This is a genomic window from Pseudomonas sp. PDM01 (assembly GCF_014852325.1).
GTDB classification, from domain to species: domain Bacteria; phylum Pseudomonadota; class Gammaproteobacteria; order Pseudomonadales; family Pseudomonadaceae; genus Aquipseudomonas; species Aquipseudomonas migulae.
In genome coordinates this window covers 704,486-724,905 of the sequence record NZ_JACVBK010000001.1, presented here as the reverse complement: position 1 = coordinate 724,905, position 20,420 = coordinate 704,486, and the positions used below count along the sequence as shown (strand labels likewise).

Here is a 20,420-nt window from a genome sequence, read left to right as displayed (position 1 = left end):
CGCGAGCTTTTTGCCCTCAGGCATTGGAAAAAAATAGACGTAGTCTGACGTGCCGCTAATCAGAGACGATCCTCGTCGCTAGGCGTGAAATACTGACAACGCAACCTCGGGTTAGTGCGGGCCGGGTTGTTGGGGGTGACGGGCGGGGATGTTGCACAGCGCCACGAGTGAGAAAGCATGGAAGACCGCGACCTCTTCGTTGCAGGGGATCGCAAATCCTTCTGAGACGGGCGGGTAGTAATTGCTGGTTTTATCCAATCTTGAGATTTCTCCCTCCGCAGCGTATTAGTATTTGCACCTGACTGACGCGATCCGGTGCGGCCAATGCGTGAAATCTACAGCGTCTTCAACTCCAATGGAGCCTATGAAACCGCTGCCCATGAGCATGATGAATTCATGATCATGGTGCCGGAACATGGTTTGTTGCGATTCAAGGACGAACAAAGCGGCCGTTCGACGTCGATAGTTGACCGACAGTTCGTATTGGTCCCACCCCAGTGGAGCCATTCCTCATCGTCAATGACAGTGAGCCAGGGGCACGTTGCGTTCTATGTCGACCCGGATTACATGAGCTATGCCCTGCGTGATCTGTCCGGTGATGCCAATCGTTTGTTGCGAGTACCGACGTTGGGTATCTGGCACGCCTCGGCACCGTTTCACCATCTGTTGCTGGCGAAAAAGGCCTTCAGCCAACCGGATCGCTACGTGGATCGGCGTCGGCAAATCACCCAGACCGACCACTTGCTGCTCCTGGAATGCCTGGCGATTTCCCTGAGCCAGCCAAGCCTGCAACGTTCTTCGACCGAACGTCATGGTGCGGCATTGGTGCGTGATGTTCAGCGCTATCTGGATGGCAACCTTGAACAGTCTCCGGGACTGGACGAGATCGCTGAAGCCTTTCATGTTTCACGACGCCACCTCACCCGCTTGTTTGCCCAACACACTGGCGAATCCGTGTTGGCCTGCGTTCAGCGCATGCGCCTGGAGCGAGTGAAGAACCTGCTGCAGCACACGCGCATGTCGGTGCTGGAGATTGCCAACAGTGTCGGCTACGAGTCCCCTTCCCACCTGGCCCAGGTTTTCCGACGCGCGCAGGGCTGCTCGCCTGACGAGTTTCGCCGTAACACCAACCGGTAAACCCTCCCGATTATCCATGGCCCGATCTCGCGCATGATGAGGCCCGATCCCGTGCGCCCGGAATTCCTCCGCCCTGCATCCTGAGCCCTGATAAAACAACAAGAGGATGGGGCCGTGAGGCAAGAACCCTTTATCAGTTTCGCTGATGTGCAGAAGAGTTTTAAGGTCGACGGGCGCCAGTTTGTGGCCGTGCGCAATGTATCGCTTGAGATCCAGCGCGGCGAAATCATTACGTTGGTCGGCCCGTCCGGGTGCGGCAAATCGACGTTGTTGAACATGACCGCGGGGCTGTTCGGTCCTACCGAAGGTCGGGTTCATTACGACGGCGCCGAAGTCAAAGGCGTCAACACCCGCGTCGGCTACATGACCCAGGCTGACCACTTGCTGCCGTGGCGCACAGTCGCCGGCAACATCGCCGTACCGTTGCAGATCCGGCGCCTGGGCAAGCGTGAAATCGACGTGCGCGTCGAGGAACTGTTGGCGCTGGTTGGGCTGACCGGTTTCGGTGCCAGCTACCCGAACCAACTGTCTGGTGGCATGCGAAAACGTGCTGCGATGGCCCGATTGCTGGCCAGCGATCCTGAGACCTTGCTGATGGACGAACCGTTTGGAGCCCTCGACGCGCAGATGCGCCTCACGCTGCAAACCGAACTGTTGCGACTGTGCAAGAAACTGAAAAAAACCGTGCTGTTTGTCACCCACGATGTCGACGAAGCCATCGCCCTCGCCGATCGCTGCGTGGTCTTTGCCGGACGTCCCGGCACCATCGATCACATCCTTGAGGTGTCACTGGCGCAGCCACGCAATCTGGTGCAACTGCGTTCCGATCCGCACTACGTCGAACTCTGCGCCGCCCTTTGGCAGCGCCTGGCCCCAGATATCGCCGGTGCCGCCGATCCTTCCTCGCTGGCTCACTCTCTGGAGGCCCTATGATTCAGGTCTATCGCTTGCTGTTCCTGGTGTTTCTGCTGGTGCTGTGGGAAGGCATTTCCCGTTGGTTCGGCGTCGAGTTTTTCATCAGCCGGCCTTCTGCCGTGGCGGCCAGTTTGTGGAAGATCCTGCTCAACGGCGTGTTTTTCTACCACGCAGGGATTACCACGCTGGAAGCCGTACTCGGATTCTTCTTCGGCTCGGTCGCCGGTCTCGCTGCTGGTCTGCTGTTAGGACGGGCCAAAGTCCTGGCCGACATCCTCGACCCCTTCCTCACCGCGTTCTACAGCTTGCCGAAGGTCGCTCTCGCGCCATTGTTTATCCTCTGGTTCGGCATCGGCTTGCCAATGAAAGTCATACTGACCGCAGCAGTGGTGTTCTTCCTGGTGTTCCTCAATACCTACAGCGGTGTGCGCAACGTGTCCCGCGAGCAGTTGACCATCCTGCGCCTGATGGGCGCCCGCGAGCGTGATTTGTTGAGCATGGTGGTCATTCCCTCCGCGTTCACCTGGGTGTTTACCGGGTTGCGCCTGTCGGTGCCGTACGCCCTGATCGGCGCACTGGTGGGTGAAATCATCGCTGCCAATCGCGGGCTCGGCTACTTGCTCTCCGACGCGGCTTCGCAGTTTGACACCGCCGGTGTGTTCGCCGCGCTGGTGGGCATCATTGCCCTGGCGCTGATCCTCAATACCGCGGTCAAGCTGGCCGAACGCCGTTTGATGCCGTGGAAAGCCAACGACGCCGAACGTGAAGTGGCGGTTTGAGCACACCTACGATTTGATTATCCGGAGTTCCATCATGTTCAAACGTCTAGTAACGGCGACCGCGTTCGCCAGCGTATTGCTCTGTGGGTTCGCGACTCAGGCCGCCGAGTTGACCAAGGTCAAACTGGCGTTTCCCAGTGAAGGCTTCTTGTATGTGCCGATCTATGTCGCGCAGAAGCTCGGCTATTTCGCCGAAGAAGGGCTCGACATCGAAGTCATCGTCTTCCAAAAAGGCGGTTCTGCGGCGCTTACCGCTGTGCTCGGACGTGATGCCGACGCCTATGTCGGCCTGCCTGCCGTGGCGATTCGTGCCCGCACCAAGGGCCAGAATGTCCAGGCATTCGCCTCAGTGCAAACCCAGTTCGGCAGCACGGTGGTGATCGATGCGGCATCTGCCAAGAATGCGGGCGTATCCGCGGCGTCACCGCTGACTGCCCGGGCACAAGCCTTGAAAGGATTGAAAATCGGTGTCACCGGTCCCGGCAGCACCACCGATATGCTGGTTCGCTATCTGGCCAAGGACGCAGGCCTGAGCCCGGACAAAGACCTGACCATCATGCCGATTGGCGGCGCGCCGAACATGCTGGCGGCGTTTTCCCAGGGCAGCATCAATGGTTTTTCGCTGTCACCACCGACTATCACCACCGCCGAACAGCAAGGAGGATTTGTGCTGATGGACCTGGCCAAGGGTGAATATCCGCCGCTCAACGGTTTCCTCTTTACGGCGATGATTGCCCGGGAAGACTGGCTGGCCAGTAACACCGACACCGCACGAAAAATGGTGAAGGCCCTGTGGCGCGCCGAGCAACTGATCGCCACCGATCCGGACAAGGCTCGGGAAGCCGTGCGGCCGTACTTCGCTCACACCGCCGCGCCGATTTTCGATTCGGCATGGACAGCGTCGCTGCCCTCTTACCCGGCCACGCCGAGGGTCGAGTTGTCGGGCGTCCAGAAGAACATCAGTTTCATGAACGCTGTTGAAGCGGAACCGGTCAGCCTTGATCCGCACACAGTATTTACCAATGCCATCGTCGATGCAGTTGCACCCGTTTTATCGGACGCTCAAGGAGCGCAGAAATGACCCCGCAAGTTCATCTGATCAATGTATTCCCTGCTGCGGAAAACGGCGGCAACCCGGCACCAACCGTCGCTCGCGCCGACGGCATGAGCGCTGCAGACATGCAGGCTGTGGCCCAGGCTTACGGGCATGAATGCGGCTTCGTCTGTTCGCCACCGGCTGGAACCGACTATGACTTCAGCTTCCGTTTCTGGGTGCCGAACCACGAAATGGAGATGTGTGGGCATGCCTCGGTCGGCGCCGTCTGGCTGCTGGACCGACTGGGGATGTTGCCTAAGGATCAACTGTCGATCTGGACCTTGAGTGGACGCGTGGACGCGCGGGTCATGCGCGATGGGGATGGTGGCGTACAGATCGAAATCACCCAGCCCATAGGTCAGGTCGAAACGCTCTCGTCCCCGGACATCGAAGCGGAGATCCTCTCGGTGCTGGGCATCAGCTCCAATGAGTTGGCTCCGCTACCCATCCAGAACGCGGCCACCAGCCGGGTGAAAACCCTGATCCCGCTCAAGAGCGTAGCGGTGCTGGATGGACTGAAACCCGACTTCCGACGGGTTGAGCAATTGTGCGAGCGCATCGGCTCAACCGGTTTGTACCCCTACGCAGCACTGGACCTCGCCACTCGCCAATTCGACGCACGACAGTTTCCAAAATCCTCCGGCTATCCCGAAGATGCGGCCACCGGTATTGCGGCCGCGGCCTTGGCCTTCGGGTTGCTGGAAAACGGCCTGGTGAGTGCTGATGAGCGCCCGGTGCGTGTTCGTCAGGGTCGGGCTATGGGCCGCCCTTCGGAGATATCGTTGCGCTTTCGCCGGGATGCTCAGGAGCAGATCCAGGGATTGTGGCTGGGCGGGCCGGTGAGTTTTGCGCAGGTGAACCCATGAGCATTCGAGAGAGACTGAAGCTGTTGGGCCTGCAATTGCCCGATGCCCCTGCCCCCAAAGGTGACTACGTGCCGGTGGTGATCCACAGTGGTGTGGCCTATGTCAGCGGGCAGGTGTGTCGCCTGGCCGACAGTGTAATCAAAGGTCCGGCTCGGGCAGACATGCCTGCAGAAACCTTGATCCTGGCTGCTCGCACCTGTGTGTTGCGGGCTTTGAGTGCGCTTGAGCAAGCGATCGGTGATCTGGAATGCGTCGAGCGGATTCTGTTCGTACGCGGATTTGTAAATGCCGAGGACGGTTACCAGGAATACTCAAAAATTCTCGACGAAGCTTCGCGTTTACTGATCGAGTTGTTTGGCGAGCGCGGGCAACACGCGCGCTCTGCGCTGGGCGTCGCCGGGCTTCCAGGCAGCGGATTGCTGGAGTTGGAACTGGTGGCGGCAGTACGTTAGAGCGCTTTCTCACCAGGCCAATCAATCAACCATGAACGCTCTCGCGTTGAGGTGGCACATTCCTCAGCGCGACTGCGGCCTGGGAGCCAATGTCGACACTTGCCTCTTATCCATGGCCCGATTCCGCGCGTGATCAGGCCCGATCCCACGCGCCCAAAAAATTTCCGCCTTGCAAACTTCCCCCTGACAAAACAACAAGAAACAATAGGAAGGTGTTTATGCCAATGCTCCCTCGCCATCCATCGCTCGTTAAGCGCAGCCATCTCCACGTGGTGGTGTGTGTTTCGACACTCGCGCTATCGTTGACCGCCTGGGCGGCCACTCCTGGTCCCACGAAGTCCTACCAACAACCTGCGCTGGAGCCGATTGGCGAAGTCCAGGCCATTTATGACGGCAATCTCAGCGAGAACCTGGCCGTCACTACCTTTCGCAATACTGATCGTTTGTTTCCTGTGCGGGCCATCAAGGCGGGCAGCCACCCTTTCCCGTTACCGCGCAGCGGCACGCCACTCGGCCCGGTTGCCTTTGACTATAAAGGCAAGCGCTACAGTCTCGATGACTACGTTGCGCTGAATCGGGTAACAGGCCTGTTGGTGCTCAAGGACGGTAAAATCGTGACTGAGCGATACGAAAAAGGTAATACCGCCGGCACCCGCTGGATGTCGATGTCGGTGGCGAAATCTATCACCTCTACCCTCGTGGGCGCTGCATTGCAGGACGGCGCCATCAAAAGCCTCGATGACAAAGTCACCCACTATTTACCCGCGCTGGCCGGTAGCGGATACGACCAGGTCACCGTACGTCAAATTCTGTCCATGCGCTCCGGAATCAAATGGAACGAGAAATACACTGATCCAACATCAGACGAACGACAGTTGATCAAGCTGCGAATCGAACAAGTGCCTGGATCGCTCCTCAAGTTCATGGCAAGCCTGCCTACCGCTGCACCTCCTGGCACTCGCACCAACTACAGCACCGGTGAAACGCAAGTCTTGGGACAACTGGTCAGCGCCGCCGTGGGCAAGCCACTGACGCAATACCTGAGCGAAAAGATCTGGGTTCCCTATGGCATGCAAACCGATGCCAAATGGTGGCTCGACGGCCCCAATGGCAATGAAGTGGGCGGCAGCGGCATCAGTGCAACCCTTGAAGATTACGGGCGTTTTGGCCAGTTTTTCCTCAGCGGCGGCAAGGCCGGTGCACAGCAAGTGCTACCTGAAGACTGGATGAGCTTCGCCAGCGCGACCACTGGCACAGATGCGGCCTACGGTGACTTTGCCAACATGTGGTGGCCAGGCTGGACCGATGCATCCAAGGCCGATAAAGCCTTTACTGCTGCAGGCACTTTTGGTCAGTACCTCTACATCAACCCGACCAAAAATGTGGTGATTGTAGTGTGGCAAGCACAGACCAAACCCACCGGTGGTGAGGTTATCGACGACATGGTCGCCTTTGACGCCATCAGCAATACCCTTCAGTAATCGGTTTCTCGGGTTCATGTATAGGCGTTGGAAAAACGCCTATACATGAAGAAGGCAGCCAGAATTTGTTCTCTAATGTTGTTCTAGCGTGTCGGCATGGGCGTCCTGATTGACAGGCGCGTGGATCGAGATGCCATACGCAATCAGGCAGCCAACCCCGCAGCTTCCCACCACCAGACACATGGGCCATGAAGTGCCATCAGCCAGGTGACTGACCCACAGACTGGCCAGCGCCCTGGTGGCGAATTGCACCGAAATACCCAGGGCGACACTCGCCCCCGCCTGCCTCGGGAACATGCTCATCAGGCTTGCCGTGCAATTGGCTCCGAGCAACCCGGTGACGCCCGTGTACAGCACCATACAAAGTACGATGCTCCACAGCCCGCCCCACTGTGCTTAAGGAAATGGGAGGTATTTAATTTGCGGGTGTCTGGAATGACGCCAGCTCGCTTGTTCAGGGTTTCATAATCTTGATACTTGCGAACGTTGACTCGTCACGCGCCTGATCCAGCAAATTCATCGGCCTTGCCGGCGGAAATACTTGCAGAGTCGGACTTGCTGCCACTTGCGGTTGCGCCACCAGGCGCTCATCGCTGGGTGGAATGCCGAAACACTCGCGATAGCACTTTGAGAAATGGGGGGTGGACACAAAGCCGCACACCACCGACAACTCTACGATGGAGATCGGCGTTTGCTTGAGCAACTGACGTGCGCGTATCAGGCGCAATTTGAGGTAATACCGCGACGGCGAGGAATGTAGATATTTCTGAAACAACCGCTCGAGCTGTCGACGGGACAAGCCAACATAACTCGCCAGTTCGTCGAGCTCGATCGGCTCTTCCAGATTGGCCTCCATCAAGGCGACGATTTCCTGCAACTTCGGTTGATGGGTGCCGAGCATGTGCTTGAGGGGCACTCGTTGGTGATCCTGCTCGGTGCGGATCCGCTCGTAGACAAACATCTCGGAGATGGCCGCTGACAGTTCATGACCATGATCGCGACTGATCAAGTGCAACATCATGTCCATTGGCGCGGTTCCACCGGAGCTGGTGAAGCGGTCCCGGTCGAGGGTGAATAAACTGGAGCTGAGGTTCACGCGCGGAAAAGCTTCCTGCATGGCGGCCAGAAATTCCCAGTGCACGCTGCAATCGAACCCGTCGAGCAAGCCTGCCTGGGCCAAGGCCCAACTGCCTGTGCACACGCCCCCGATCCGCTTCGAGCGTCGCGCCTGGGCTCGCAACCAGGCAACGTGCTCCCGGGTCACGGCGCTTTGAATGCCGATGCCTCCGCAGACAATCACGGTATCAAGCATCGGTGCGTTATTGATCGACGCATCCGGAGTGATCGGCATGCCGTCGCTTGCCCACACCTGCTCGCCTCCCAAACTGAAAGTGTGCCAACGATACAGCTCTTGACCGGTCAGCTGGTTGGCCATTCGTAGCGGCTCTACAGCAGAGGCCAGAGAAATCAAAGTGAATTGGTCCAGCAGCAAAAAACCAATGGTTTGGGGAGAAACGGCCCTGGGGGTGTCATATGCCATCGAAGATTATTCTCCCAGTGAGCGGTAATGGCCCGTGGCGCGGGCGGTTTTACCGCCCCGCCACTGCTCGCGTACTTATAAGATCGCAAGCAGGTTTACGCTGAAGCGGCTATGCACTTTCCGCCGCCGCCACCCTCTGCGGCTGCCCGTGGTGACGCGTGGTCACAAGGCCGATAAAGGAAATCACCAGCGCCAGGACGATGGTCGAAGAAACCTCCATACGGTGCTCGGGCGTCACCATCATCACCGCCAACGCTGCGCTGATGAAGGCGATGACGAACCAGGTCAGCCAGGGAAACAACCACATCTTGAAGGTCAGCGTGACGTTCTGCCGACGCAGAATCCTGCGCATGCGCAATTGCGACACGGCGATAACCAGGTACACCAGCAACGCAATGGCGCCAGAGCTGGCGAGCAGAAACTGGAATAAACCGGCGGGCATGAAGTAGCTGAACAAGGTCACCCCGGCACCCAGCACGGTGCTGGCGATCACCGCTGCCCTCGGCACACCCGCCGACGACGTCACCTTCAATGGTTTCGGTGCATCACCGCGCTTACCCAGCGAAAACAACATGCGCGAGGAAATATAGATCGACGAGTTCATGCAGCTGGCCACGGCAATCAACACCACCACATCCACCAGCAACTTGGCATGGGGAATGTTCATCAGCTCCAGTGCCCGCTGGTAAGAGCCGACAGACGCCAGCAACGGATCATTCCAGGGCACCACGGAAATGACCACGAAAATGGACAGCAAGTAGAACACCCCGATCCGCCAGATCACCGAGCGTGTGGCTTTGGCGATGTTCTGCGCAGGGTTGCTGGATTCGGCGGCCGCAATGGTCACCGCTTCCGTACCGATGAAGCTGAACATGATGGTGATGAATGCGCCGACGACCGCTGACAAACCGTTGGGCGCAAACCCGCCATGTTCGTCCATGAGTCGACTCAACCCGCTGGCTTCCCGCTCGGGAATCCACCCCATCAGCACCGCAAAACCAAGGCCGATAAACCCTATGATCGCCACGACCTTGGCCATCGCAAACCAGAATTCGAACTCGCCGTATTTGGACACGCTGAAGAGATTGGTCACGACCAGCAGAATGATCGATAGCAAAGCAAACAACCAGGTATCGATCTGTGGGAACCATTGGTTCAATACATGCCCGGCCGCAAGCGCCTCGATGGGAATCACCAGCACCCAGAACCACCAATACAGCCAGCCGATGGTGAAGCCCGCCCAACGCCCGATGGCCTGGTCTGCATAGGTGGAGAAGGATCCGGTGTCCGGGTTGGCAACCGCCATTTCGCCCAGCATGCGCATGACCAGAACGACTAAAAGGCCGGAGAACAGATACGCCAGCAATACCGCCGGACCGGCGGCAGCGATGGCATGTCCCGACCCGACAAACAAACCTGCTCCGATAATCCCCGCGATGGAAAGCATAGTGACATGGCGCGGCTTGAAACCCTGTGCCAACTGACCGTTCGAATCTTTAGAGTTCAGGCTATTCATTGTTTTTTTTTGTTCTCTGGTGATCGACGTTAGAGCGTGCTGACTGAGGGTCAGGCGATCATCATTTCTTCCTGTTGCCCCTTTTCGAAAGCGGCGAACCTCAACGCTTCTGAGCATTTCCCATCAGTCATCGTGACTGCACAGCCATGAAATGACGCGTCACCTTACGCGTCCAGTCTTCAACGCAAGTAGCCCGAGCGCGCCACCTGTGAGTCTGATATCGACATGCGCCAGCGTGACAATCCATTACCGGTTTACTACCTCGACGAAGGTAGCCAACAGCTGATCCCTCTTCTATAGGCACGTTCCATCCAACCGGTGCAGGCGCATCGGTTGGAGAGGATGACTCCGTAGTCTGCCTTCACGGAATTCAGCGCCACCTCGTCAGCTACACTCATTCGATACATCTCCGCACAGAGACTTCGACCATGGTCACCAAAACCGCAATCGTATTCGCTGGCGGCGGCAGTTTGGGTGCGGTGCAGGTGGGAATGTTGCGGGCCCTGGTCGAGGCCGATGTTCGATTCGACATGGTCGTCGGCGCTTCGGTTGGCGCTATCAACGGTGCCTACTTTGCCGCAAGGCCCGATTCCGAGGGCGTCGAGGCGCTCGCCGGATTTTGGCGTGGGCTGAGTAAAACTGACATCTTTCCTCTCTCCTGGATCGACACCTGCAAAGGACTGATCAAGCGGCGTGGCTTTTTATTGCAGCCGTCGGCGTTACACCGATTGCTGGGGCAGGCACTTCCCATTCATCGCATTGAGGAGGCAACGCTGCCTTTGCATATCGTCACCACCGATCTGCTCAGTGGTGCCGAGACGGTTCTGTCCAGTGGCAACCTTGAGCAGGCGTTACTGGCCAGCGCTGCCATCCCGCTGGTGTTTCCCTGCGTGCAAATCGCCGACCAGTTTCTGGTTGATGGAGGCGTGGCAAGCAATACACCCATTTCGACAGCAGTAGCCTTGGGAGCCACCAACGTTGTGGTCATCCCCACCGGCGTGAGTTGCGCCCTGACACAACCGCCCCGGGGCCTGGTCGCCTTGGCCTTGCACACCGTCAACCTGATGAGCATGCGTCAACTGGTGAGCGACATCGAACACTTCCGCGCTGTCACCAGCTTGCACATCGTCCCGCCGTTGTGTCCTGTGGATGTCTCGGTGTTCAACTTTGACCAGACCGAGTCTTTGCTGCAGCGTGCCTATGTGCAGACCCTTCGGTGGCTGGAACGTGGGGGGCTCGAGCGCACCAAGGTACCGGGCGCCCTGACCCTCCATTCACATGCCCATGAGCATTGAGTGATGTGAATGACCTGTCGCCCTGTCTAACCGCCCTGCTCCCTCGGCATCAAATTTTGAACTGTCCGAGCAAGGTTTGTAGACGATTACCGATCATATACAGCTCATCGACGGTCTTGACCCCGCTCTTGGTCTGGTTGGCAACGGAATCAATGGCCCGCGCGATCTGATGCACCCCGCGGTTGATCTCTTCAGCCACCGAAGTCTGTTCCTCCGCAGCGCTCGCGATTTGTGCGTTCATCGCGTTGATGGTCGCGATCAGTTCGACAGTGTTGCCCAGGAACTCGCCCGCCTGATCGGCCTGAGCGTTAGCGCCTTGAGCCGCTTTGGTGGATTGATGCATCGCACTGACCACGCCATCAGTCGTGCCCTTGAGACGCTCGACCATCGCCTGGATTTCCTGGGTGCTGCGCTGAGTACGACTGGCCAACGCGCGCACTTCATCGGCAACCACCGCAAACCCTCGCCCGGCAGCACCGGCACGAGCGGCTTCGATAGCCGCATTGAGTGCCAGGAGATTGGTCTGCTCGGCAATCGAGCGGATCACATCCAGCACGGTGACGATAGAAGTCACATCGTTTTGAAGGCTCTTCATGGAGATACCACTCTCATCAAGCTCCACGGTGAGCGCCTGAATTCGAGTCATGCTGCCATTGACGATTTGCCTCGCGTGCCGGGACTGCCTGTCAGTTTCGACGGCTGCGTCGGCAGCGTTTTGTGCGCTGGCCGATACTTCTTGCGCCGCCGATGACATCTCATTTATCGCCGCGGCCACCTGGTCGGTTTCCTGGCGCTGCTTATCCATGGCACGGTCAATATGCCTGCTCTGCTCGGCCACATGGCTCACAGATCCATTCAACTGCTCGCTCATGGCGACGATCTGGCTGACGAGGCTGTGAATCTGATCGATAAACGCATTGAACGAACCGGCAAGTTGCCCCAGCTCATCTCGACTGACCACCGGCAGACGCCGCGTCAGATCGCCCTCGCCCGCAGCGATTTCATCAAGGTGGGCCCGGATCAGGGTCAAGGGACGCAAACTGCGCTTGACCAGCAGTAAAGCCAACACACCGATAATGCCAACCAGCACACAAGCAATGATGGCGATGCTGAACATCAAGCTGTGCACCCGCGCATCAACATCAGCCCGCACCTTGGCGACCTGAACGTCGATACTGTCCAGATTGATCGCCGTGACCACGACCATGTCCCACTTGGGCAAATAAAAACTGTACGCGAGCTTCGCCACCACCTTATCGGTGTTGACCAGCCCTCCTGAATAGGTGACGAAGTGAGTCTCATTTTTTGCCGCAGCGACCATTTCGCGGTTCAGGTATTTCCCGTTGATGTCTTTGCGATCACTCATGTTGGTGCCGACGCCTTCGCTGCTGTCACCGCGAAACAGGCGTACAACCTGGCTGTCATAACCGATGAAATAGCCGTCATCGCCATACTTCATTTTCGACAGGCGGCTGATCGCCAAGGCTCGACTGGACGGATCCCCGGCAGCAGCCCGATCATAAAGTCCGGCTATGGAAGTGCGAGCAATGCTCGCGTAATCCTTCAGCCGAGTGCGGCTCTCTTCAAGCAGTCGCTCGCGGGTCTGAGCGACTTCTTGCTCGGCCTGGGACTGCAAAGTGCCGCGGGTGCTCAACCCTGAAACCAGGGCAAACAACATCACCGGAAGCAAGGTCAGCAACAGTATTTTGGTTTTAAACGACATCGTTGAAATCCTTCACCCAATCCTGTGAGGCCGAAGCTGAAAAGGCGGCCTGCGAATATCGCGAGGCCGCGATCAGGGAATCACCAGAGCGCGATGTCGTAGGTAAAGTAGATCCGGTTGCTGTCTCGGCCACGGGAATAATCAGAGCGATAAACATAGTTGCGCAACCGCACACCCAAGCCTTTGAAGGTGCCTTGTTGCACGACATAAGCCAGTTCGGCGTCACGTTCCCACTCTTTTACCGTGGTGTTGGACTTACCGTCGTTGCCGCTCAGATAGCGAGTAGAGAACGTCAGGCCCGGCACGCCGAGGGCGGCAAAGTTATAGCCATAATTAAGCATCCAGGTTTTTTCATCTTCCTCGATGAACTTGCCTATCCCGGCGTTGCTGAACGAGTACACCGTTGCGCCGCTGATAAAGGGCAACCCTGCATCACCGCTGAGGGTCTGGTAGCCGCCGCCGAATGTATGGCCGGAAATGGCGTAGGACAGTTGCCCGCTCAGCATGTTGTTGTCGATCTTGCCACCGTAGGCCGAGCCGGTATCGACACTGTTGAAGTAGCGCAAGTCACTGGTCAGCACGCCGCCGCCCAAGGGTAGATCGTGCTGGATACCTGCAAAATTCTGACGGTAAAAGTTTTCCAGCTCACCGTAGAAGTAACTCAAACGAACGCTCTTCCCCAGCTTGTATTCGGCCCCTGCATAGCTGAAGTCCCCTGATTTATCTCCACCGTAACCGTCGGGCACAATCGGCATGCTGTCGGTGGAATCGCGCAGTTTGAATCGATCCAGGTAGCCCCCGGTGAGGGTGAGGTTTTCGATGTCGACGCTACTGATCTGTGTGCCTTGGTACGTTTGCGGCAACAGACGCGCATCGTTGTAGATCAGCACCGGAGTCTTGGGTAACAAGGTGCCGTATTTGACCGTGGTCTTGGTCAGTTGGGCCTTGGCAGTCAAACCCAGGCTTGCAAACTCGTCTGCCGCACGACCGTCATCATGGACGGGCAGCAAACCCGTACCGCTGCGGCCACGGCCGGAGTCGAGCTTGACCCCGACCAGGCCAAGGGCATCAACACCAAACCCGAGGGTGCCGGGGGTAAATCCCGACTGGTAATCCAACAGAAATCCCTGGGCCCATTCGGTTCGTTCGCTCTTCGCCGTCCTTGCCGACTTGGCACTCAAGCCATGCTCGTCACGGAAGTTTTCATTGAAATAGACGTTGCGTAATTGCAGCTTGAGCTTGCTGTCATCGATAAATCCTTCTGCGCTGGCACTGGCCAGCGGCAACAAACCAAGAAGTGAAAACAGCGCTCGTTGGGTATGCAAAGTGGTCATGGAAAACTACTCATTGTTGTTATTTGGGGTGCAGAACAGCGCGCGCCTCGCTAGCGAGGCGCCTTGGGAGAAAACAGGTGGCTTGGGTGAATCAGGTGAAGAGACTGATCGCCCCGGTCAGCAGGGCTAGCGCGGTGATGACCAGTGAAGTGAGCACCGCCCATTTGACGGTGGCTTTCTGGAAGTCGCCGATATCGCGATCGACCATCCCCACCAGCAACAGGGTTGAGGCGACCAGCGGACTCATCAGGTGTACTGGCTGCCCGAGAATCGACGCGCGGGCGATTTCCACCGGATCAATGCCATACGCCGCAGCGGCATTTGCCAGAATGGGCACTACGCCGAAGTAATAAGCATCGTTGGACAGGACGAATGTCAGCGGCATGCTGGTAATCGCCACCACCAGCGGGAACAGATGCCCCCAAGACGGCGGAATCCAGTCAACCAGGGTTTGCGCCAGGGAGTCGACCATCTTGGTGCCGGAGAAAATCCCGGCAAAGATGCCGGCGGCAAACACCAACAGTACGACGGTCATGGCGTTGCCCGAATGGGCGAGGATGCGTTCCTTCTGAATATCCAGTTGCGGGTAGTTGATCATCAGCGCCAGTACAAAGCCGATCAGGAACAGGATCGCGGAATGCATGATCCCCATCACCAATGCGACCATCACCGCGATCACCAACAGCAGATTGACGTAGGCCAGTTTCGGTCGCTTGTGTGGCGTGTCTTCAAGAATCGCCTTGATGTAGCAATCTCCCCCGCCGCTTTCCAACTGGATATTGCCGATCCGTTTGCGCTCGGCACGGCCCAGCAGAAACGCGGTGAACACCACCCACATGGCGCCGCCAATCATGGTCGGCAGCAACGGTACGAAGTATTCACCGGCATCCAGGCCCAGCGCCGCGATCGCTCGGGTCGCCGGCCCTCCCCAAGGCGTCATGCCACTCATGATGCTCAGAGAAAGCATGGCGATGGTCGCCAGAATCATCGGGTTCATCCCGATACGTTTGTACAGGGGCAGCATTGCCGCACAGGTGATCATGTAGGTGGTGGTGCCATCACCGTCCAGGGCCACCAGCAGCGACAGCAACGCTGTGCCGACAGCGATTTTCATCGGGTCGCCGTTGACACGTTTGAGGATCTTGCGAATCAGCGGGTCAAACAGACCGGCGTCGATCATCAAGCCGAAAAACAAGATCGCGAACAGCAGGAGCGCGGCCGAAGGAGCGACCATTTTCAAGCCGTCGAGCATCATCTTGCCGGTAGTGCCACCGAAACCGCCAATGACGGCAAACACAATCGGCACCACCGTCAGCGCGACAATCGGCGATAACCGTTTGGTCATTATCAGGACGGTGAAGACCACCACCATGGCCAATCCAAGCAATGCGAGCATAGGTCAGTTCTCTTGTTCTTATGAGTAGCGTGGCCGACGCACAGGCGCGCGACCCCGTCCCCGCCAGACGGCACGATCAACGGTGCCTGGCGGGAGTTATTCATTGAGGTATTTAAGGGGGCTGGATTCAGCCGCGAACGGTCAAGCGTGTTCGGTGACCTTCAGGCCATCCCAGTCGGGGTTCTGGACTTGGGCTGGGGGTGCGGTAGGCGAAGGTTTGCCGTCCAGAGTCCGCATCAGTGTTTCGCGATCACAGGCGTTCTCCGAGATGGACATCACCACGGTAGCCACGGCGTTGCTTGCCAGGCTGGTCAAAGCCCGGGCTTCCGACATGAAACGGTCGATACCGATCAGCAAGGCAAGGCCGGCCAAGGGAATGTCATGGATCACTGTCAGCGTCGAAGCCAGCGCGACAAAACCGGCACCGGTGACGCCCGCTGCACCCTTGGAGGACAACAGCATGATTGCCAGCATGGTCACGGTCTGTGTCAGGCTCAGTTCGATGTTGCAGGCCTGAGCAATGAACACCGCTGCCAGCGAGAGGTAGATGGCCGTACCGTCGAGGTTGAACGAGTAACCCGTTGGCAACACCAGCCCCACCACGCCTTTCTTGCAACCCAGGGCTTGCAGCTTTTCCAGCATCCGAGGCATCACCGGCTCGGTGGAGGAAGTCCCGAGCACCACCAGGAATTCTTCGCGGAAGTAGCGCAGCAACTTCCACAGACTGAAGCCATTCGCCCGGCAGATGCTCCCCAGCACCACAAAGACGAAGAAGGCGCAGGCGACGTACAGCGTCATGATCAGCTTGGCCAACGAGCCCAGCGATGTAATACCGTACTGGCCCACGGTGAAGGCCAAGGCGCCAAAGGCACCGATCGGAGCGAAGCGCATCAGGTAGGAGAAGATCTTGAACACCATGTGCGAGGCGGATTCCAGTACATCCAGTACCGGCTTGCCACGCTCGCCTATGGCCGACAGCGCAAAACCGCAAAGCACCGCGATGAACAACACCGGCAGTACTTCACCTTTATTGAAGGCACCGATGAACGTGTCGGGGATGATGTGCATGAAAAACTCGACCACTCCCAGCTTCGCGGCCGAATCGGTGTACTGCGACAAGCCCTTGGTGCTCAACTGGGTGGGGTCGATGTTCATGCCCACACCGGGTTTGAACAGGTAGACCGACACCAGGCCAATAATCAGGCTGATCACGGTCAACGCCAGGAACAGCAGCATGGTCTTGCTCAACAGGCGTCCGAGGGAGCGTTTATCGCTCATACCGGCGATACCGGTGACGATGGTGCAGAACACCACCGGAGCGATCATCATCTTGATCAGCTTGATGAAGGCATCACCCAGCGGCTTCAAGGCGATGGCCTGCTGCGACCAAAAATGTCCGACCAGTACGCCCAACAGCACGGCGCAGAGAATCTGAAAGTAGAGCGATTTTACAACTTTCATGGCATCACCCATTTTTAGAATTGTGCTGATGCAAAAACGGCAATGACTAGGGGACGTTATCCGGCGAGTCGTTGGGAAGCCGCGGCGTAGACAAAACCGGAAAACAGCCTGCGCGATGTACGCACTACCGAAGCACGAATGGTCTCACCCTGAGCGCCGGTGTAGGACAATACGACATCTATTCCACCACTAGGGTGTTCAATGCGTACTTGCTGCAAGCGCGGCTCGCTAACCCCGCCGAGCAATTGCGCGACCACACTGCCTTCAGTGACACAAGCAGTGGCCAGGCCGATGGAACCGGTGATCGCCAAGGCCCGGTGGCAATTGTGTGGCATGAAGTAGCGCACCTGGATCGTGCCGCCAGCCTTGGCCGGTGAAACCAGTACAGGCTTGGGGATCACTTTGTCGCTGACATCACCCAAGCCCATTGCCAGGCCAGCTTGCAGTCGCAAGGCCTCCAGGCGGCGCAGAAATTCTTTGTCGGAATCCAGCTCAGCAGGACTTTCATCACCGCGCTTACCCAGCTGGCCGGCTTCGACGATCATCATCGGCATCGCCATGTCGATGCAGGTCACTGCAATACCGTCGATCAGATCCTGCGTTTGCCCAGTCGGGAAAAGCTTGCCCGTCTTGCTGCCCGCCGCATCCAGGAAGGTCAGTTGTACAGGAGCGGCGGTACCCGGCACACCATCGATGGCGGTGTCGCCTTCATAGCTGACCTTTCCACCCGGGGTCTGTACCTCGGCGTTCACAAAAGTCCCCGTGTTGAGGTTGCGAATACGCACACGGGTCAGGTCTTTGGTGCCTTTTACCAGCCCCTGTTCGATGGCGAACGGGCCAACGGCGCAAAGCATGTTGCCGCAATTGGGCGCAGTGTCGACTCGACGCTGGGAGACCATGACTTGAACGAACAGGTAGTCAACATCCGCGTCAGGATGCAGCGACGGGCTGACGATCGCCACCTTGCTGGTTTGTGGACTACCGCCACCGATGCCGTCAATTTCCAGCTCATGGCCAGAACCCATAAGGTTGAGCAGCAGCTCATCACGGTCTTCGATCGCAACAGGTAGATCCCAGGCGAGAAATACCGGGCCCTTGGAAGTACCACCGCGCATTAGCACACAGGGAATTCGTTGCATGAATACTGACTCTTGTTGATCAATGGGGGTTATTGATGTCTTGTGAGCAAGAGTCGCAGGCTTTAAAAATTGTTTCCAATGCAAATATCAGCCTGATTATTGCGTTTGACGCATGATGAATCTAGGATGAATTGGCTGAATAACGCTCGTCTGCTGAGATAAAAAAAGTGAATTATGAGCTCAATGACATCCGATCTTTCGTGAAGATCGCGGAACTTGGAAGCTTCCACGAGGCTGCCGATGCATTGCATCTCTCTCAACCTGCGTTGAGTCGGAGAATGAAAAAGCTTGAAGAGGGATTGGGAACAGCGCTTCTTGATCGCACGACAAGAAGGGTAAGCCTCACCAGCGTTGGGCGAGACTTCCTGCCCAAGGCACGACGCTTACTGGATGACTTCGACGACTCGATACTAAACATCCGCGAGCTGGCGGAGCGGCAGAGCGGCCGTGTCACCCTCGCCTGCATCCCCACCGCAGCCTTCTACTTCCTCCCTTCGGTCATCCGCCTCTACAACGAACGCTATCCACAAATCCGCATTCGTTTGCTTGATCTCAGTGCGAACGAAGGACTGGAGGCGGTTCTGCGTGGCGAAGCCGACTTTGGCATCAACATGATGAGCGGCCAGCACCCGGACATTGAGTTTGTGCCGTTGGTCAACGAGCCATTTGTTTTGGCGTGTCGACGCGATCATGAGCTGGCCGGGCGCAGTTCGGTCACCTGGTCTGAACTGAGCAATTACCGCCTTATCGGGGTCGGTCGCCTGAGCGGCAACCGCATGTTGCTGGACCACGCTTTGTCGGGCTTGAGCTGGCGTCCACAGTGGTTCTATGAGGTACAACACCTGTCTACTTCGCTGGGCCTGGTAGAAGCTGGCCTAGGCGTTTCGGCAATGCCGAGCCTCGCAATGCCGGCGGTGGATCATCCAACCTTGGTGAGCGTCCCCTTGATAGAGCCTGTCGTGAACCGATCGCTGGGACTGGTTTACCGAAGAGGCGCCTCACTCTCTCCGGCAGCGGAAAAATTCGTCTCGATACTGCTGGAACAGTGGGAGCAATGACCCCTCTCGTCCTGCCTGCTTTAATAAGTGCATAGGGCAACTCGTCCCGCGCGCGCTCACTGAATGCAGGCGTATATTGGTATTGGCGATCCAGGAAGTTGAGGCCGTAGAGGTCGCCAATGGCGTAGAGGATGAGAGTGCTGGCAAAAACCAACGGATAACCCGGAATGCTGGAGGTGCGACATGAGCCAATATCAACGCCTCTTTCTGATTGTCGGTCCAACCATGCGTCACACGCCGGCGATGGAGCGGGCAGTTGCACTAGCCAAAGCCACTGGCGCAGTGCTGCATATCGCGGTGTTCATTGAAGACGTCGACATCTTGGGGTTGATGAGCGGGAATGAGCAATTTCGCGAAATCTGTCAGCAAGAGAACCAGAAGTGGCTGCAAGATGAAGCCCAACTGATACGTGGCAATGGCATTGCGGTGACCACCGAAGTTGTATTGGCTCGGGACGTACTTCAAGAAATCCTTCAGCATGTGAAAGACTTGCAACCGGACCTGGTTATCAAGGACGTACACCACGAATCAGCACTCAAACGCGTATTCGTCACGCCTCTGGATTGGCATCTGCTGCGCGATTGCCCGGTTGCTGTTCATCTGGTCAGCGAAGTCAGGTGTCCACTTCCGCGGGTGATTGTGGCGGCAGTGGATTTGTCGCATCCAGAGCACCAGATCAACGACCTCAATGACCGGATCATCGTGGCTGCGCAGCGGATGGCCATGCAGTGCGATGCAGAGCTGCACCTGCTGCACGCCTTCGATCCATCGCTGACACATATCTCTGACGCCGGTGCCGGCGCCGTGACGATGCCGGGCTTCAGTACCGATGTACGTCGGTCACTGAACAAGTCCTTCATTACGCTGGCTGAAAACTACCGCGTGCCCTCTGAACGACAACATTTCATTGAAGGGCCGCCCACCAAAGTGATGTCCGACTTCGCGGCCCACACCCGAGCCGATGTGATCATCATGGGCGATACGCACCGTAAAGGGCTGCACAAGCTGATTGGCAGTACTACAGAGCACGTGTTGTATAAGGTGCCCTGCAATGTTTTGGCAATTAAGGCGCAGGTAGATCAGTAACGGATCGGCTTTCAGTGCACGACGGCAGCGTTGGCGGCCGAACAGGCCGCGACGCTCGGCTCGCTGAATGGGTTTTTGTGAATTTCAGTCTATTCTTCCGCCTTCAAGAGCAGTTTTTCGATTAACGGCCTGGCGCCTACAAACAT

At 57.6% G+C, this 20,420-nt stretch carries 18 protein-coding genes; 10 read left to right on the top strand and 8 right to left on the bottom strand.

Annotated elements, in window-relative coordinates:
• The first annotated feature begins 324 nt into the window (after positions 1-324).
• From IB246_RS03330 to IB246_RS03300, 7 genes are all read left to right on the top strand, one after another.
• The gene (locus IB246_RS03330) at positions 325-1,137 is read left to right on the top strand and encodes an AraC family transcriptional regulator (RefSeq protein WP_008041536.1); all 813 of its coding nucleotides are present in this window, start codon (positions 325-327) and stop codon (positions 1,135-1,137) included.
• 114 nt (positions 1,138-1,251) lie between these two features.
• Positions 1,252-2,070 carry an ABC transporter ATP-binding protein gene (locus IB246_RS03325; RefSeq protein WP_008041535.1) on the top strand — a complete coding sequence of 273 codons (819 nt, stop codon included), beginning with the start codon at positions 1,252-1,254 and terminating at the stop codon, positions 2,068-2,070.
• On the top strand, positions 2,067-2,831 hold the full coding sequence (locus IB246_RS03320) for an ABC transporter permease (protein WP_008041534.1): 765 nt from the start codon (positions 2,067-2,069) through the stop codon (positions 2,829-2,831). The genes IB246_RS03325 and IB246_RS03320 overlap by 4 nt, the downstream gene beginning before the upstream one ends.
• A gap of 34 nt (positions 2,832-2,865) precedes the next feature.
• A complete protein-coding gene (locus IB246_RS03315; RefSeq protein ID WP_008041533.1) occupies positions 2,866-3,912 on the top strand; it encodes an ABC transporter substrate-binding protein in 1,047 nt (348 codons plus the stop codon).
• Complete coding sequence (locus IB246_RS03310; RefSeq protein ID WP_008041532.1) at positions 3,909-4,793, top strand: PhzF family phenazine biosynthesis protein; 885 nt, start codon at positions 3,909-3,911, stop codon at positions 4,791-4,793. The genes IB246_RS03315 and IB246_RS03310 overlap by 4 nt, the downstream gene beginning before the upstream one ends.
• Entirely contained in the window at positions 4,790-5,245 is a 456-nt protein-coding gene (locus tag IB246_RS03305) for a RidA family protein (protein ID WP_008041529.1), read from the top strand. The genes IB246_RS03310 and IB246_RS03305 overlap by 4 nt, the downstream gene beginning before the upstream one ends.
• A 218-nt stretch (positions 5,246-5,463) precedes the next feature.
• Positions 5,464-6,726, top strand: coding sequence for a serine hydrolase domain-containing protein (locus IB246_RS03300; protein ID WP_008041527.1), 1,263 nt, complete (start codon positions 5,464-5,466; stop codon positions 6,724-6,726).
• Between the two features lie 72 nt (positions 6,727-6,798).
• On the opposite strand, the gene IB246_RS03295 is transcribed toward IB246_RS03300, so the two are convergent.
• The 3 genes from IB246_RS03295 to gabP all read right to left on the bottom strand — a co-directional run bounded on the left by IB246_RS03295 (position 6,799) and on the right by gabP (position 9,782).
• Positions 6,799-7,086 (bottom strand): hypothetical protein, encoded by a 288-nt coding sequence (locus IB246_RS03295; protein ID WP_008041525.1) that lies wholly within the window; start codon positions 7,084-7,086, stop codon positions 6,799-6,801.
• 94 nt (positions 7,087-7,180) lie between these two features.
• Positions 7,181-8,266: a GlxA family transcriptional regulator gene (locus tag IB246_RS03290; protein ID WP_008041524.1), complete on the bottom strand. Its 1,086-nt coding sequence runs from the start codon at positions 8,264-8,266 to the stop codon at positions 7,181-7,183.
• A gap of 109 nt (positions 8,267-8,375) precedes the next feature.
• Positions 8,376-9,782 carry a GABA permease gene (gene gabP / locus IB246_RS03285; protein WP_008041523.1) on the bottom strand — a complete coding sequence of 469 codons (1,407 nt, stop codon included), beginning with the start codon at positions 9,780-9,782 and terminating at the stop codon, positions 8,376-8,378.
• Between the two features lie 428 nt (positions 9,783-10,210).
• Between gabP and IB246_RS03280 the strand changes: the two genes are divergently transcribed.
• Positions 10,211-11,077 (top strand): patatin-like phospholipase family protein, encoded by an 867-nt coding sequence (locus IB246_RS03280; protein ID WP_008041522.1) that lies wholly within the window; start codon positions 10,211-10,213, stop codon positions 11,075-11,077.
• Between the two features lie 49 nt (positions 11,078-11,126).
• Here the strand turns inward: IB246_RS03280 and IB246_RS03275 are convergent, their stop codons facing one another.
• From IB246_RS03275 to IB246_RS03255, 5 genes are all read right to left on the bottom strand, one after another.
• The gene (locus IB246_RS03275; protein ID WP_008041521.1) at positions 11,127-12,800 is read right to left on the bottom strand and encodes a methyl-accepting chemotaxis protein; all 1,674 of its coding nucleotides are present in this window, start codon (positions 12,798-12,800) and stop codon (positions 11,127-11,129) included.
• An 80-nt stretch (positions 12,801-12,880) separates the two neighbouring features.
• A complete protein-coding gene (locus IB246_RS03270) occupies positions 12,881-14,134 on the bottom strand; it encodes an OprD family porin (RefSeq protein WP_008041519.1) in 1,254 nt (417 codons plus the stop codon).
• 91 nt (positions 14,135-14,225) lie between these two features.
• Entirely contained in the window at positions 14,226-15,530 is a 1,305-nt protein-coding gene (locus tag IB246_RS03265; RefSeq protein ID WP_008041516.1) for a CitMHS family transporter, read from the bottom strand.
• A gap of 141 nt (positions 15,531-15,671) precedes the next feature.
• Positions 15,672-17,003: a dicarboxylate/amino acid:cation symporter gene (locus tag IB246_RS03260; RefSeq protein ID WP_032832640.1), complete on the bottom strand. Its 1,332-nt coding sequence runs from the start codon at positions 17,001-17,003 to the stop codon at positions 15,672-15,674.
• Positions 17,004-17,047: 44 nt separating this feature from the next.
• The gene (locus IB246_RS03255) at positions 17,048-18,130 is read right to left on the bottom strand and encodes a 4-oxalomesaconate tautomerase (protein ID WP_008041511.1); all 1,083 of its coding nucleotides are present in this window, start codon (positions 18,128-18,130) and stop codon (positions 17,048-17,050) included.
• Between the two features lie 167 nt (positions 18,131-18,297).
• Between IB246_RS03255 and IB246_RS03250 the strand changes: the two genes are divergently transcribed.
• Positions 18,298-19,188: a LysR family transcriptional regulator gene (locus IB246_RS03250; protein ID WP_032832639.1), complete on the top strand. Its 891-nt coding sequence runs from the start codon at positions 18,298-18,300 to the stop codon at positions 19,186-19,188.
• 183 nt (positions 19,189-19,371) lie between these two features.
• A complete protein-coding gene (locus IB246_RS03245; protein ID WP_008041508.1) occupies positions 19,372-20,274 on the top strand; it encodes a universal stress protein in 903 nt (300 codons plus the stop codon).
• Positions 20,275-20,420: the final 146 nt, after the last annotated feature.

Excerpts from the sequence above, each read along its gene's own strand:
- IB246_RS03300 (WP_008041527.1), top strand. The coding sequence starts at position 5,464 with ATGCCAATGCTCCCTCGCCATCCATCGCTCGTTAAGCGCAGCCATCTC.
- IB246_RS03305 (WP_008041529.1), top strand. The coding sequence starts at position 4,790 with ATGAGCATTCGAGAGAGACTGAAGCTGTTGGGCCTGCAATTGCCCGAT.
- IB246_RS03310 (WP_008041532.1), top strand. The coding sequence starts at position 3,909 with ATGACCCCGCAAGTTCATCTGATCAATGTATTCCCTGCTGCGGAAAAC.
- IB246_RS03330 (WP_008041536.1), top strand. The coding sequence starts at position 325 with ATGCGTGAAATCTACAGCGTCTTCAACTCCAATGGAGCCTATGAAACC.
- IB246_RS03320 (WP_008041534.1), top strand. The coding sequence starts at position 2,067 with ATGATTCAGGTCTATCGCTTGCTGTTCCTGGTGTTTCTGCTGGTGCTG.
- IB246_RS03265 (WP_008041516.1), bottom strand. The coding sequence starts at position 15,530 with ATGCTCGCATTGCTTGGATTGGCCATGGTGGTGGTCTTCACCGTCCTG.
- IB246_RS03280 (WP_008041522.1), top strand. The coding sequence starts at position 10,211 with ATGGTCACCAAAACCGCAATCGTATTCGCTGGCGGCGGCAGTTTGGGT.
- IB246_RS03270 (WP_008041519.1), bottom strand. The coding sequence starts at position 14,134 with ATGACCACTTTGCATACCCAACGAGCGCTGTTTTCACTTCTTGGTTTG.
- IB246_RS03255 (WP_008041511.1), bottom strand. The coding sequence starts at position 18,130 with ATGCAACGAATTCCCTGTGTGCTAATGCGCGGTGGTACTTCCAAGGGC.
- IB246_RS03245 (WP_008041508.1), top strand. The coding sequence starts at position 19,372 with ATGAGCCAATATCAACGCCTCTTTCTGATTGTCGGTCCAACCATGCGT.
- gabP (WP_008041523.1), bottom strand. The coding sequence starts at position 9,782 with ATGAATAGCCTGAACTCTAAAGATTCGAACGGTCAGTTGGCACAGGGT.
- IB246_RS03295 (WP_008041525.1), bottom strand. The coding sequence starts at position 7,086 with ATGGTGCTGTACACGGGCGTCACCGGGTTGCTCGGAGCCAATTGCACG.
- IB246_RS03290 (WP_008041524.1), bottom strand. The coding sequence starts at position 8,266 with ATGGCATATGACACCCCCAGGGCCGTTTCTCCCCAAACCATTGGTTTT.
- IB246_RS03315 (WP_008041533.1), top strand. The coding sequence starts at position 2,866 with ATGTTCAAACGTCTAGTAACGGCGACCGCGTTCGCCAGCGTATTGCTC.
- IB246_RS03260 (WP_032832640.1), bottom strand. The coding sequence starts at position 17,003 with ATGGGTGATGCCATGAAAGTTGTAAAATCGCTCTACTTTCAGATTCTC.
- IB246_RS03275 (WP_008041521.1), bottom strand. The coding sequence starts at position 12,800 with ATGTCGTTTAAAACCAAAATACTGTTGCTGACCTTGCTTCCGGTGATG.